The sequence below is a fragment of the Pseudoalteromonas sp. T1lg75 genome (genome assembly GCF_002964705.1).
In the GTDB taxonomy this organism is placed as follows: Bacteria; Pseudomonadota; Gammaproteobacteria; order Enterobacterales; family Alteromonadaceae; genus Pseudoalteromonas.
Genome location: NZ_PQCD01000049.1, coordinates 295,283 through 308,281, shown reverse-complemented (window position 1 = coordinate 308,281; position 12,999 = coordinate 295,283). Strand labels below are relative to the sequence as shown.

Here is a 12,999-nt window from a genome sequence, read left to right as displayed (position 1 = left end):
TGAATTTAACCACATAAATCAGTGATTATATTCATCAGAATGCGTTTAGATTGAACATAAAGTAAACCGCAAAGATAAACAGACCCTAATGTAGTGTGTTGTTATTGTTGTCGAGCTCATCAATTTGATGGCGCACTATCTCAATGCCAGGGTCGTCTGGACATTCTTCGACAAAGAAACGAAGGTCTTCTTTGGCCAGCTCCGGGCGATTAATCTGATTGAGTAAATAACCACGGTCGCGACGCTCGTAAGGGTCATCTCCCATCAGCTCCAACAGCAGCTCGGCACAGGCAAAGGCGCTGCCAAAACGCTCGGCGGCAATAAATGCCCACTTTTGATGGGCCAGATACAACTTATAAATTTCTTCGTCGATAAGCAGCTCGGGGCTTTGCTCTGGCTCGGCGTTTTCCGGCTGCAGATGCCACATTTGCTGGCCCGAGGCAGGCTCGATCAGGTAATGCTCCTGATCGCTAAAGTGCACCTGCACCATCACGCTTTGATCAACCAAGACCAGATCCGCACTAAAGCCGGCATCCTCTAAAATACCGTGCAAAATAATGCCCAGCGCCAGGCTGTTTCCGGTACGATAAAGCAAGGTGAAATACACGCTATTGAGGCGATACTCGGGCACGTTTTGCTGAGTGCCGCTAAAGCCCCACTCGCTATAAAAACTATCGACCACTTCGTTCAGGGCCTGGTGTTTATCATCTTCATGGCGCACAACTATCTCTTGCGCTTGCTGCTCTAGTTGCTGCAATTGCGTATAGGCTTGCTCGGACTGAGCCTGGGCCTGCCAGCGTGATTCGGCGGCAATGCAACGGTTTATGGCGCTAACACTGTAGCTGTGCTCTAAATCAAATTGGTCATCTAACCAAACATCAGACATAGATAGGGATATCTCACAGGCAATAAATTGGCCACTAGTTTACCTAGGATCGCCCTAAGATACCAATTTCACTGCGCTAGCGCCGTCAGGGGCGCTAAAAAAACGCCGACTTGCTGCCCGCCAGATAGCCAATAGCCAACAGTACCGCGGTGTTTACACCTAACCACAGCAGCTTTTGCCCTTTGCTTTGCGCTTTAAGTAGCTTAAAGCCAATCACAATATAGGCCACAACCAGAATGATTTTTTGCCATAACCAGGGCACGGTAAGCGGGTTGAGGCTAGCCACAATCAACAGCGCCACTGCACTTAATAGTAACAGGGTGTCGACTACATGACTGGTGATAAACACCCCCTTATTCGCGGCAATTTTACCACTGCCAAGGCGCGAAAAGGCGCGGGTGTAAAAAAGCACTACACTGAGCACCACAAATAACACATGGGTATGTTTGAGGGCGATATAATCCATGTTCTTCCTTAGGTCTTATGCCTTTGTTGTTATTCTATCTTTATTCTACGCACACCCAAGCACCAACTTGGCCAGGGTAATACGATCATTGTCACCTAAATCGCGCTCGGTGCGAGCATCTATGTAGCCATGGTCTATGAATAATTGACGCACCGCGGCGCCTTGTTCGTAACCGTGTTCAAACATCAATACACCGGGTCGCGCTAAAAACGCCTTCGCATGAATAATAATATGCGCTATGTCGGCCAATCCCTGCTGCGCGGCAACCAAGGCACTGAGTGGTTCGAAGCGCACATCGCCTTGCTGCAAATGGGGGTCCGCCGCATCGATATAGGGCGGATTGCTGACAATTAAATCATATGTACCATCTTCGAGGGCACTAAACCAGTCGCTGTGCATCACATGCACATTGCTCAGCTCAAGATTTTGCTTGTTTCTCAGTGCTAATGCCACGGCATCCTGACTGGCATCGACGGCATCAATCTGCCAGTTTGGGCGCTCCGAGGCCAGCGCCAGAGCTATGGCCCCGGTGCCGGTGCCAAGATCCAGCACTTTAGCGTTATCCTGCAAGGGTAATGCCAGGGCCAGCTCAACCAGAGTTTCGGTGTCGGGGCGAGGGATCAGAGTGCTGTTGTTCACCATGATGGGCAGCGACCAAAACTCCCGTATTCCGGTAAGGTGAGCAACGGGATGACCAGCGCAGCGTTTTTCCAGCAGCTGTATAAAATCATCATATTGTTGCTCACTGAGCTGGCGGTCGCCCCAGGCAAAGAGATAACTGCGAGGCTGTTGCAAGACATGCAACATCAGCACCTGAGCGTCAAGTTTAGGCGAGTCGCTCAGGGCTTGAAGGCGCTGTGTGGCCCTCGACAAGGCATCATCAATGGATGGCAATGCCAACTTACTCCTCTCCCATCGCTGCAAGCAGGTCGGCCTGATGCTCAAGAAGGAGTGGGTCGATAACCGCGCCCAGTTCGCCGGCAACGATTTCGTTAAGGCGGTACAAGGTCAGGTTAATACGATGGTCGGTGATACGACCCTGCGGGTAGTTATAGGTACGAATACGCTCGGAGCGGTCACCGCTACCTACCAGGTTACGACGCTGGCTGGCTTCTTCGGCTTGACGCTTTTCTGTTTCAGCCTGCTCCAAACGAGCGGCCAGTACAGACATGGCTTTGGCGCGGTTTTTGTGCTGTGAACGTTCGTCCTGGCACTCCACCACTACGCCGGTTGGCAAGTGAGTAATACGAATGGCCGAGTCGGTTTTGTTAACGTGCTGACCACCGGCACCCGATGCACGGAAGGTATCAACCTTAATATCCGCCGGGTTGATTTCGATGGCTTCCGCCTCTGGAATTTCCGGCATCACGGCCACGGTACAGGCAGAGGTATGCACTCGGCCTTGCGATTCGGTTTCCGGCACGCGTTGCACACGGTGGGCACCGGATTCAAACTTAAGCTTACCGTATACGCCGTCACCCTTGATGTTGGCGATCACTTCTTTGTAGCCGCCGTGCTCACCTTCATTGGCGCTCACCACTTCAACCTGCCATTTTTGCGACTCGGCGTAGCGGCTGTACATACGGAATAAATCACCGGCGAAAATTGCCGCTTCATCACCACCGGTACCGGCACGTACTTCAAGGAACACGTTGTTGTTATCCTTTGGATCCTTCGGCAGCATCAGCACCTGAAGGTCGTCCTCAAGTGATTCGATTTGGCCCTTGGCTTCTTTATACTCTTCCTGCGCCATCTCGCGCATATCCGGGTCTGAGTCTTTCAGCATTTCTTCTGCGGTGGCAACATCTTCCTGCGCTTGTTGGTAAGCGGTGAAGGTTTTTGCTACTTCTTCGAGCTCCGAATACTCTTTAGATAAAGCGCGGAAACGATCCTGATTGCCGATCACTTCGGGATCACTGAGCAACGCCTGCACTTCTTCATAGCGTTCCACTAAGGATTCTAACTTACGGTATACGGACTCTTTCATCTGTTTGTTATTCCTGGTTAATTCCTAACATCTTCTTCATTTGTGCCAACTGCCCCAGCTCGCCTTTCTCGGCAGCGTCTTTAATCGCCTTCGTGGGGGCGTGCATCAAACGATTGGTCAATTTATTGGCCAGCTCAACCATCACCTTATCCGGCTCTTTGCCACTGGCAAGCTGGCTTAACGCCCGCTCTAATAATTGTTCTTTAGTTTGCGTTACCTCGTTGCGGTAATCGCGGATCATATCCACCGAACCAAGGGATTTCAGCCAACTGGCGAATTCATCCACCTTAGTGGCGATAATACCCTGGGCCTGCTGGGCCGCCTGCTCTCGCGTCGCCATGTTTTCGCTGACTATGGCTTGTAAATCATCAACGGAATAAAGATAAGCATTGTCGAGCTCTGCCACCTGGCTTTCGATATCCCGCGGCACGGCGATATCGATAAAGAGCATAGGTTTGTTTTTACGGGTTCGCAGCGCTTGCTCAACCACTCCCTTACCGATGATGGGTAAGGTACTGGCGGTGGAGCTAATAACAATATCCGCCTTGGCCAGTTGCTCGGGCAACTGCGCCAAAGAAATCACGCCGGCGGCAAACTCATCCGCCAAGTTACGGGCACGGTCCAGGGTTCGGTTGGCCACCGTCATGGACTTGGGTGAGTGCTGATGAATATGACGCGCCACGAGCTCAATCGTTTCACCGGCACCGATAAGCAAGACGCTGGTGTTATTGAGTTGACCGTAGATATGCTTGGCCAGATTCACCGCCGCATAGGCAACGGAAACCGCACTGGCGCCAATATTGGTCTCGGTACGCACCTGCTTAGCCACCGAGAAGGTGCGCTGGAATAAGCGCTCGAACAGCACCCCTACGCCGCCATTTTTCTTGGCGCTGGCATAAGCCTGCTTTATTTGCCCAAGAATTTGTGGCTCACCCAGCACCAAGGAGTCGAGACCACAAGCCACCTTCATCAAATGATAAATGGCGTCGTTGTGGTCATAACTGTAAACATTCTCGGCCAGTTCCTCGATATCGAGGTGATGGAATTCGGCCAGCCACTGCAACACTTGCTCGGGTGTCCCACTTTCAAGTGAACAATAAATCTCGGTGCGGTTACAGGTCGAAACAATCACGGACTCAGCAAATTCATCCTGCATGGTGAGTTGCTGTAGTGCACGATCTAACTGCTCCGCCGAAAAGGCGACTTTCTCTCGTAAATCAACGGAGGCCGTTTTGTGATTAATACCCAGTGCGACTATGGTCATGGTGACAACTATTGCTTAACAACCAATTTGATTAAATACTTACTCATTGATAAATTAGCGCACACAAGCGCTTCACCGGCAAATAGATTTTTACGATGACGGTAAACGCTTTCTTCGACGCTAAATGCAAATCGCTTGCAATTAATATTGGTCAAAACCTGCTACAAGCGAATAATTTTACGAAAATCAAGCGAATAAGAAAAGGCAGGAAAGACATTTGATTAACTTTCGATTGATTTTGCTGGTGTTTTTTTTGTTTATCACCGGCTGTGCTCAACAAATCCCAAAATCCACTACCCCCGATGACGACTGGCGCCAGCAGCTTGCGACCATCTCTCATTTTAGTGCCGAGGGAAAAATGGCTTTTATTTCGCCACAAAAACGCCAGTCGGCCAACTTCGTTTGGCAGCAGCAAAATGGCGATTATGAGCTCGACCTCAACACCTTTATCGGCACCAATGTGCTGCGTTTGCAAAAACAAGGTGAACAGGTACACCTGGAAGTCGATGATGAACATTATCGGGATCAGAATGCGCAGCAATTGGTTTATCGCCTTAGCGGCTGGCTGTTGCCCCTAAGCGAGCCTCATACCTGGTTGCTCGGACAACTCGAAAGCGATGCCGATATGGATGAGCTCGAGCGCGTGCGCAGCGCCCATTGGCTAAGCCCAGACCAGCGTCGCTGGCAAATTCGCTATGACCAATACGAGCCCATCAAGGGCGTTTGGCTCCCCACGCGCATCACCCTGAGCCATGATTCACTACGGGTAAAACTTTTAATTAACCAATGGCAAGTGCAATGAATTCCCAAACTTTGAGCGTGATTGCCCCGGCAAAGCTCAACCTTTTTTTACATATCACCGGGCGCCGCGACGATGGCTATCATGAACTGGAAACCCTGTTTACCTTTCTCGATTACGGCGACACTCTGCACTTTAGTCAACGCCAGGACCAGGAAATAGTATTCGCCCCTCTGCCCGGCGTTGCCAATGCCGATAACCTTATCTACCGCGCCGCACACATGCTCCAGCAGCGCTATGAAGAATCTGGCTATGCCACCTGTGGCGTCGACATCAGCATAGACAAGGTGCTGCCCATGGGCGGCGGGGTCGGCGGCGGCTCATCCGATGCGGCCACCACATTGATGACGCTCAACTGTATGTGGCAACGACGCCTTAACTTGAAAGAACTGGCTGATCTTGGGGTCTCGCTGGGCGCCGATGTGCCGGTGTTTATCCACGGCCACAGCGCCTTGGCCCGCGGCATAGGTGAGCAGTTACAAACCGTGGAGCTACCTGAACGCTGGTATTTAGTGGTTCACCCTCAAGTGCATATCAGTACCGCCGAGGTTTTCACTCACCCCGACCTAACACGTGACAGTGAGAAACTTCCCGAGCAGTGGCAAGCGGCCGAACTGCGTAACGACTGTGAGCCGCTGGTCAAAAAGCTGTACGGCGAGGTTGAAAAAACACTGCTCTGGTTGTTAAAATACGCCCCGTCGAAAATGACTGGCACTGGAGCATGTTGCTTTGCCGAGTTCGAAAACGAACACGCCGCACGCGATGCTCTAGAAAAGCTGCCTGAAAAATGGCATGGCTTTGTTGCCAAAAACCTAAACAAGTCGCCCGCTCATATGGCACTTGGTTTAGTGAAGTAAAGTGTTTAAGTTAGCCTGTAACCAGGCATTATTCTGTGCCCTTGCAAACCTTGGTTTGTCATCACAGTCGATATGCTCAACTTACAAGTTAGTCCCAAATTTCAGTGCCCGAGGACCCCTACCGTGCCAGACATGAAGCTCTTTGCTGGTAATGCAACGCCTGAACTTGCTCAAAAAGTTGCAAAACGTTTATATATCGAACTAGGCGATGCCGAGGTTGGTCGTTTTAGCGACGGTGAAATCAGTGTGTCTATTAATGAGAACGTCCGTGGATCGGACGTTTTTATTATCCAGTCTACCTGTGCGCCAACTAACGACAACTTGATGGAATTGATCGTTATGGTTGATGCGCTGCGCCGTGCTTCGGCAGGTCGTATCACCGCCGTTATTCCTTATTTCGGCTATGCTCGCCAAGACCGTCGCGTACGTTCGGCCCGTGTACCAATCACGGCCAAGGTTGTTGCCGACTTCCTATCAAGCGTAGGTGTTGACCGCGTATTGACCGTTGACCTGCACGCCGAGCAAATTCAAGGCTTCTTCGATGTGCCAGTAGACAACGTATTCGGTAGCCCGGTACTAATCGAAGACATGAAGCAGCGTGACTTCGACGACGTAGTCGTAGTCTCTCCTGATATCGGTGGTGTAGTGCGTGCCCGTGCTATTGCTAAACTGCTTGATGACAAAGATCTAGCAATCATCGACAAGCGTCGCCCACAAGCGAACGTATCGCAAGTGATGCACATCATCGGTGATGTTAAAGGTCGTGACTGTATCATCGTTGACGACATGATCGACACCGGCGGCACACTATGTAAAGCAGCTGAAGCCCTAAAAGAACATGGTGCCAAGCGCGTATTTGCTTACGCCACTCACCCGGTTCTATCTGGTAAAGCAGCAGAAAACCTGCGCAACTCAGTGATCGATGAAGTGATTGTAACTGATTCAATCCCTCTGTCTGACGAGCTAAAAGCGCTGGACAATATCAAGGTATTGACCCTTGCCGATATGATGGCCGAAACCATTCGCCGTATCAGCAACGAAGAGTCAATCTCGGCGATGTTCGAGCACTAAGCACGAACATATCCTGCCAGAGTTGGGAGTCTTTCTCCCAGCCTGTTGAAAAACACCGCAATCTTTCAGGGCCATTGCTCAGGAAAACGCGGTGTTTTTTTATATCCCTTGTTTATTTTATCAAGGTGCGGTGGTACTATAGCGCGCCTTTTTTGATTGGTGGTTGGTTAAACGGCCATCAATCGGCTAAGACTTTTGGTCGCGAAGGTCTTAAAACTTTAAACTAAAATTTTTTGGAGACATCCATGTCTAACATTTCTTATACATTTGATGCAGAAGTACGTGCTGAGCTAGGTACTGGTGCGAGCCGCCGCCTACGTCGTGCAGATAAAGTTCCTGCAATCCTTTACGGCGCGGACAAAGAAGCTGTGTCACTAACGCTTGATCACAACAAAATCATTCAAGCGCAAGCACACGAAGGTTTCTACACTCACATCCTTACGCTAAACATCGGCGGTGAGTCAGTTGAAGCGATCCTTAAAGACGTTCAACGTCACCCGTTCAAGCCTAAGATCACTCACTTAGACTTCCAACGCGTTGACGCTAACTCTAAGATCCACACTAACGTTCCTGTTCACTTCATCAACGAAGAAGTAGTAACGAAGAAAGGTGCAACTGTTGTTCACCAGCTAACTGAGATCGAAATCACGTGTCTTCCTAAAGTACTTCCTGAGTTCATCGAAGTAGACGTAGCGAAACTAGCAGTAGGTGATTCACTACACCTATCTGACATTGCTCTTCCTTCAGGTGTAACTTCTGTAGAGCTAGCTAAAGGTGCTGACCACGACCAAGCGGTTGTGACTGTTGTTGCTCCTAAAGGTGCTGCTGCTGAAGATTCAGAAGAAGCTGCTGAAAGCGACGCAGAATAAGATTTAAGGTGTTAGCACCTTGAATACTATTCAAATGCTAGTGGGCCTGGCTAATCCAGGCCCCGAATACAAACAAACTCGCCATAATGCAGGGGCATGGTTCATCGAAGAACTGGCCGCCCGTTACAACTGCATCCTCAAGCCCGATAGCAAACACCACGGTTTAACCGGTAAGGTGATCATTGCCGGCACAGAATTTAAATTATTGATCCCCACCACCTATATGAATCTAAGTGGCAAAGCCGTTTCGAGCTTGGCTAACTTTTATAAGATTCCGGTCGAGAGTATTCTTGTTGCTCACGACGAGATGGACTTAGAGCCGGGCACGGCCAAATTGAAAAAAGGTGGCGGTCATGGTGGTCACAACGGCCTGAAAGACATCATTGCCAAGATGGCCAATAATAAAGAGTTCATGCGCTTACGCATTGGCATCGGCCATCCCGGGCACAGAGATAAAGTAACCGGTTGGGTGTTAGGAAAAGCACCGACGGCCGATCAAGAAAAGATTGATGCGGCAGTGGATGAAGCGGTGCGTTGTATGGAAATTTTGGCGAAAGATGGCGTGCTTAAAGCACAAAACAGACTCCATTCATTTAAGCCTTAGGCTTAAAGATTAAATAGGTATTAAGAATATGGGTTTTAAATGTGGCATCGTTGGCTTACCAAACGTCGGTAAATCAACTCTATTTAATGCACTTACCAAAGCAGGTATTGAAGCACAAAACTTCCCGTTTTGTACGATTGAACCGAACACAGGTGTTGTGCCTGTTCCAGATATGCGCCTAAATCAACTGGCTGAAATCGTAAACCCACAACGCATCCTACCTACGACCATGGAGTTTGTGGATATCGCCGGCCTGGTAAAAGGCGCCTCTAAGGGTGAAGGCCTGGGCAACCAGTTCCTTGCCAATATTCGTGAAACCGATGCCATTGGTCACGTTGTTCGTTGTTTTGAGAACGAAAACATCGTGCACGTAGCCGGTACAATCGACCCCGCTGACGATATCGACGTTATCAACACCGAGCTTGTGCTTGCCGACATGGACACCGCCGATCGCGCCATGCAGCGTCAAGCCAAAAAAGCCAAAGGTGGCGACAAAGACGCTAAATTTGAAATTCAGGTACTTGAGAAAGTAAAAGCCCACCTTGATGAAGGCCTAACGCTGCGCTCATTAGACCTAGAGAAAGAAGAAAAGGCGGCGATCGCTTACCTTAACTTCTTAACCATCAAGCCAACCATGTACATTGCCAACGTCAATGAAGATGGCTTTGAAAATAACCCACACTTGGACAAGGTTCGTGAAATCGCTGCTGCAGAAGACGCAGTTGTGATCCCGGTTTGTGCAGCCATCGAAGCAGAGCTTTCGGAGCTAGACGACGAAGACCGTGATGAGTTCATGGCCGATTTAGGCCTGGAAGAGCCAGGCCTGAACCGCGTTATCCGTGGTGGTTATGAGCTATTAAAGCTGCAAACCTACTTCACTGCTGGTGTTAAAGAGGTTCGCGCTTGGACTATTCCTGTGGGTGCCACGGCACCACAAGCCGCAGGTAAGATTCACACCGACTTTGAACGTGGCTTCATCCGTGCGCAAACTATTGCATTCGATGATTACATTGCATTTAAAGGTGAAAACGGTGCTAAAGAAGCCGGTAAAATGCGCCAAGAAGGTAAAGAGTACATAGTTAAAGACGGCGATGTGATGAACTTCTTGTTTAACGTATAAAAAGTTTTTATCCCGACAAGCCCGCTATTAGCGGGCTTTTTTGTAGGCTTTTTAAGCAAAGCAAGTCGATTTTTATTCGCTTCGTTTGTTTTTCAGGCAAACGATTCATCCTGAATATGTTTTTCGCAAAAAGGTGTTGACGCGCTTTCACCATATCAGCATAATACGCCCCGCATCAGCGATGATGACAAACAAAAGTTGGCTACGTAGCTCAGTTGGTTAGAGCACATCACTCATAATGATGGGGTCCCCTGTTCAAATCAGGGCGTAGCCACCATTTTCCACTACCAAGGAAAATGGAAACTAGTTTGTATGCGAAAGTAGTGGAATTGGCCGATGTCTTGAATTAGACGCCGGTTTTAGGTTTCATAATATACTTAAGCAAAATGCGGGAGTGGCGGAATTGGTAGACGCGCTGGATTTAGGTTCCAGTATCTTCGGATGTGTGAGTTCAAGTCTCACCTTCCGCACCATGTTCTTGATGAGAACTAAAACTATCAAACTCTATTGCTGGAGTATCGCCAAGCGGTAAGGCAGCGGGTTTTGATCCCGCCATTCCCAGGTTCAAATCCTGGTACTCCAGCCATCTCTTCTTGAGATAAATGCGGGAGTGGCGGAATTGGTAGACGCGCTGGATTTAGGTTCCAGTATCTTCGGATGTGTGAGTTCAAGTCTCACCTTCCGCACCATGTTCTTGATGAGAACTAAAACTATCAAACTCTATTGCTGGAGTATCGCCAAGCGGTAAGGCAGCGGGTTTTGATCCCGCCATTCCCAGGTTCAAATCCTGGTACTCCAGCCATGGCTACGTAGCTCAGTTGGTTAGAGCACATCACTCATAATGATGGGGTCCCCTGTTCAAATCAGGGCGTAGCCACCATTTTCTTTCTACCAATAAGAAAATGGGAAAAGCAAGATGCGGGAGTGGCGGAATTGGTAGACGCGCTGGATTTAGGTTCCAGTATCTTCGGATGTGTGAGTTCAAGTCTCACCTTCCGCACCATGTTCTTGATAGGAACTAAAAATTATCAACCCTGTAGTTGGAGTATCGCCAAGCGGTAAGGCAGCGGGTTTTGATCCCGCCATTCCCAGGTTCAAATCCTGGTACTCCAGCCAACTTTCTGAAGTTGCGGAATTGGCAGATGTCTTGAATTAGACGCTGGATTTAGGTTCCAATAGTACTCCAGACAGTACCACGATGCGGGAGTGGCGGAATTGGTAGACGCGCTGGATTTAGGTTCCAGTATCTTCGGATGTGTGAGTTCAAGTCTCACCTTCCGCACCATGTTCTCGATAAGAACTAAAATAATCAGCTCCTTTTGGTGTGTCGTTGGAGTATCGCCAAGCGGTAAGGCAGCGGGTTTTGATCCCGCCATTCCCAGGTTCAAATCCTGGTACTCCAGCCATTTTCTAGAGTCAATTTAGATTATGTGAATATGCCGAAAGTAATACATTGCGGGAGTGGCGGAATTGGTAGACGCGCTGGATTTAGGTTCCAGTATCTTCGGATGTGTGAGTTCAAGTCTCACCTTCCGCACCATGTATTAATCTTCTTAATTATCCTTCAAAAATATTTGTCCTGATTCTCCACCATTAAAACACCCTTAAACTTCTCTCTATCCATTCGTTATATGTCTGCTTCTTTCTGACGCAAAAAAAAGCCGCCCTATAGAGCAGCTTAGAAAAATTTTCAGTCACTTTACCGTCAAGTAATGCCACCCATGGCGTGTTTTAATACCTGTCGTTTCAGCGGACCCGCTTTATTCGCTGCCGACAGCGCCAAATTACGCAAACGCTTGAGAGGCGTTACACTGTTTGAGAAGCCAAAGTAACAGGCATCCATCATAGTCATCATCAGTAAGTTTTCCCCGCGTCTCTGACCCTGGTAACGCTTCAGCGCAGCCTCAAGCGTGTCTGTTTCTTCAAATGCTTGGGCAAGAGCAACGACATCCTTAAAACCCAAATTGACGCCCTGCCCGGCTAACGGATTAATGGTGTGGGCTGCATCCCCGATCAAAGCAAGCCTTTGCCCGATGTAAGTATTTGCGTGCTGACGCGCCAAAGGAAATACGGCAGATGACACCAGCTCAAACTCGCCAGGCAAGGCAAAGAAGTGCTCAATGACTTTCGCCTTAAGGGCATCTTTATCAAGTTGCTGCATGGCCTTGAGCTTGATGCCTTCGTCATACCAAATAAGGTTGGCGTAAGGATATTGCATAGGCAGAAATGCAATGGGGCCAGAGGGTTTAAATTGTTGCCAGGTTTTCGTTTGCTGCGGCGCATCCAGCTTTATCAGTATGCCCATGCAGTGCTGCTGGTATTGCCAACCGGTCACACCAATACCCGCCAATTGACGAATACGAGAACGGCCCCCGTCGGCGGCAACAATCAAATCGCACACAAACTGCTCGTGCTCATAGACCAGAGTTGCCCCTTGAGGCGTTTGCAGCAATTGCTGAGCCTGCCCCTCGGGTGAGCATACCTTAATGTCGTACTTTTCAAACTGGGCCCATAAGGCCGCCTGAATAAGTTTGTTCTCCACCAGGTGTCCTAAATGACTGGCACCGAGTTCCTGGCTGTCGAACAGCAACTGTTCAGGCTTATCTTCATACGCTTCCAACTGGGTGTATGGGGCTATACGGTTTTGACGCAAAGCCGGCATGGCGCCCAACTCATCCAGAAGCTGTTCGGAGAAGCGGTTAATGGCGGATACGCGAATATCAACCTGCTCGCTTTGTAATATCGCCTGCGGGTCTATGACCTGCTGCTCGATTACGCATACCTGCATGCCCTGCCTGGCAAGCTTGATGGCACAGGCTGCGCCCACCATACCGCCACCGACAATCAGCACCTGTTTTACACTCATTGGCCCTGTCTCTTGTTCTTGTTTCGCTGGCACGATTGTAACCCAGTTCTTTGGGCAAATGGCAGTTGTTGACCTCAAGATGTCAAGCATCTTTGATTTACTGCACTGTGGTTGGGCAAATATCAAAACTATACTTGGCTCATAGCGCGATAGCATATAAAATACGCGTCCTTTAGGCTAAGCTAAGTCAATGACCGCAGGTCCATAGCA

At 49.3% G+C, this 12,999-nt stretch carries 12 protein-coding genes and 11 tRNA genes; 17 read left to right on the top strand and 6 right to left on the bottom strand.

Translation table 11 applies throughout. The features are described from left to right. Nucleotides 1–85 precede the first annotated feature (85 nt). The 5 genes from C2M36_RS11675 to hemA all read right to left on the bottom strand — a co-directional run bounded on the left by C2M36_RS11675 (nucleotide 86) and on the right by hemA (nucleotide 4,603). The gene (locus C2M36_RS11675; protein WP_105255041.1) at nucleotides 86–886 is read right to left on the bottom strand and encodes a tetratricopeptide repeat protein; all 801 of its coding nucleotides are present in this window, start codon (nucleotides 884–886) and stop codon (nucleotides 86–88) included. A gap of 94 nt (nucleotides 887–980) precedes the next feature. Continuing rightward, nucleotides 981–1,352, bottom strand: a complete 372-nt coding sequence (locus C2M36_RS11670; protein ID WP_105255040.1) for a SirB2 family protein — start codon at nucleotides 1,350–1,352, stop codon at nucleotides 981–983. 45 nt (nucleotides 1,353–1,397) lie between these two features. After that, nucleotides 1,398–2,252: a peptide chain release factor N(5)-glutamine methyltransferase gene (prmC, locus tag C2M36_RS11665; RefSeq protein ID WP_199883041.1), complete on the bottom strand. Its 855-nt coding sequence runs from the start codon at nucleotides 2,250–2,252 to the stop codon at nucleotides 1,398–1,400. Between the two features lies 1 nt (nucleotide 2,253). Continuing rightward, nucleotides 2,254–3,339 carry a peptide chain release factor 1 gene (gene prfA, locus C2M36_RS11660; protein WP_105255039.1) on the bottom strand — a complete coding sequence of 362 codons (1,086 nt, stop codon included), beginning with the start codon at nucleotides 3,337–3,339 and terminating at the stop codon, nucleotides 2,254–2,256. A gap of 7 nt (nucleotides 3,340–3,346) precedes the next feature. Beyond that, nucleotides 3,347–4,603: a glutamyl-tRNA reductase gene (gene hemA, locus C2M36_RS11655; protein ID WP_105255038.1), complete on the bottom strand. Its 1,257-nt coding sequence runs from the start codon at nucleotides 4,601–4,603 to the stop codon at nucleotides 3,347–3,349. Nucleotides 4,604–4,820: 217 nt separating this feature from the next. Between hemA and lolB the strand changes: the two genes are divergently transcribed. The 17 genes from lolB to C2M36_RS11570 all read left to right on the top strand — a co-directional run bounded on the left by lolB (nucleotide 4,821) and on the right by C2M36_RS11570 (nucleotide 11,463). After that, nucleotides 4,821–5,405 (top strand): lipoprotein insertase outer membrane protein LolB, encoded by a 585-nt coding sequence (gene lolB, locus C2M36_RS11650; RefSeq protein ID WP_105255037.1) that lies wholly within the window; start codon nucleotides 4,821–4,823, stop codon nucleotides 5,403–5,405. Continuing rightward, the gene (ispE, locus tag C2M36_RS11645; RefSeq protein ID WP_105255036.1) at nucleotides 5,402–6,259 is read left to right on the top strand and encodes a 4-(cytidine 5'-diphospho)-2-C-methyl-D-erythritol kinase; all 858 of its coding nucleotides are present in this window, start codon (nucleotides 5,402–5,404) and stop codon (nucleotides 6,257–6,259) included. Before lolB ends, ispE begins: the two co-directional genes overlap by 4 nt. Nucleotides 6,260–6,382: 123 nt before the next feature. Further along, nucleotides 6,383–7,330, top strand: coding sequence for a ribose-phosphate pyrophosphokinase (locus C2M36_RS11640; protein WP_105190422.1), 948 nt, complete (start codon nucleotides 6,383–6,385; stop codon nucleotides 7,328–7,330). Nucleotides 7,331–7,575: 245 nt separating this feature from the next. Beyond that, nucleotides 7,576–8,199 (top strand): 50S ribosomal protein L25/general stress protein Ctc, encoded by a 624-nt coding sequence (locus C2M36_RS11635; RefSeq protein WP_105255035.1) that lies wholly within the window; start codon nucleotides 7,576–7,578, stop codon nucleotides 8,197–8,199. A 19-nt stretch (nucleotides 8,200–8,218) separates the two neighbouring features. Continuing rightward, nucleotides 8,219–8,803, top strand: coding sequence for an aminoacyl-tRNA hydrolase (gene pth, locus C2M36_RS11630; RefSeq protein ID WP_105190424.1), 585 nt, complete (start codon nucleotides 8,219–8,221; stop codon nucleotides 8,801–8,803). A gap of 28 nt (nucleotides 8,804–8,831) precedes the next feature. Continuing rightward, nucleotides 8,832–9,923, top strand: coding sequence for a redox-regulated ATPase YchF (ychF, locus tag C2M36_RS11625; RefSeq protein WP_105255034.1), 1,092 nt, complete (start codon nucleotides 8,832–8,834; stop codon nucleotides 9,921–9,923). A 200-nt stretch (nucleotides 9,924–10,123) separates the two neighbouring features. Continuing rightward, a tRNA-Met gene (locus C2M36_RS11620) sits at nucleotides 10,124–10,200 on the top strand. A 111-nt stretch (nucleotides 10,201–10,311) separates the two neighbouring features. Continuing rightward, nucleotides 10,312–10,396, top strand: a tRNA-Leu gene (locus C2M36_RS11615). A gap of 38 nt (nucleotides 10,397–10,434) precedes the next feature. Then, nucleotides 10,435–10,509: transfer RNA gene (locus C2M36_RS11610), tRNA-Gln, on the top strand. An 18-nt stretch (nucleotides 10,510–10,527) separates the two neighbouring features. Further along, nucleotides 10,528–10,612 (top strand) — tRNA-Leu (locus tag C2M36_RS11605). A 38-nt stretch (nucleotides 10,613–10,650) separates the two neighbouring features. After that, nucleotides 10,651–10,725, top strand: a tRNA-Gln gene (locus C2M36_RS11600). Between the two features lies 1 nt (nucleotide 10,726). Continuing rightward, nucleotides 10,727–10,803, top strand: a tRNA-Met gene (locus C2M36_RS11595). Between the two features lie 38 nt (nucleotides 10,804–10,841). Further along, a tRNA-Leu gene (locus tag C2M36_RS11590) sits at nucleotides 10,842–10,926 on the top strand. 38 nt (nucleotides 10,927–10,964) lie between these two features. Continuing rightward, a tRNA-Gln gene (locus tag C2M36_RS11585) sits at nucleotides 10,965–11,039 on the top strand. 84 nt (nucleotides 11,040–11,123) lie between these two features. Beyond that, nucleotides 11,124–11,208, top strand: a tRNA-Leu gene (locus C2M36_RS11580). 46 nt (nucleotides 11,209–11,254) lie between these two features. Then, nucleotides 11,255–11,329 (top strand) — tRNA-Gln (locus C2M36_RS11575). A 49-nt stretch (nucleotides 11,330–11,378) separates the two neighbouring features. Beyond that, nucleotides 11,379–11,463 (top strand) — tRNA-Leu (locus C2M36_RS11570). Nucleotides 11,464–11,628: 165 nt separating this feature from the next. On the opposite strand, the gene C2M36_RS11565 is transcribed toward C2M36_RS11570, so the two are convergent. Further along, nucleotides 11,629–12,789: an FAD-dependent oxidoreductase gene (locus C2M36_RS11565; protein ID WP_105255033.1), complete on the bottom strand. Its 1,161-nt coding sequence runs from the start codon at nucleotides 12,787–12,789 to the stop codon at nucleotides 11,629–11,631. Nucleotides 12,790–12,999: the final 210 nt, after the last annotated feature.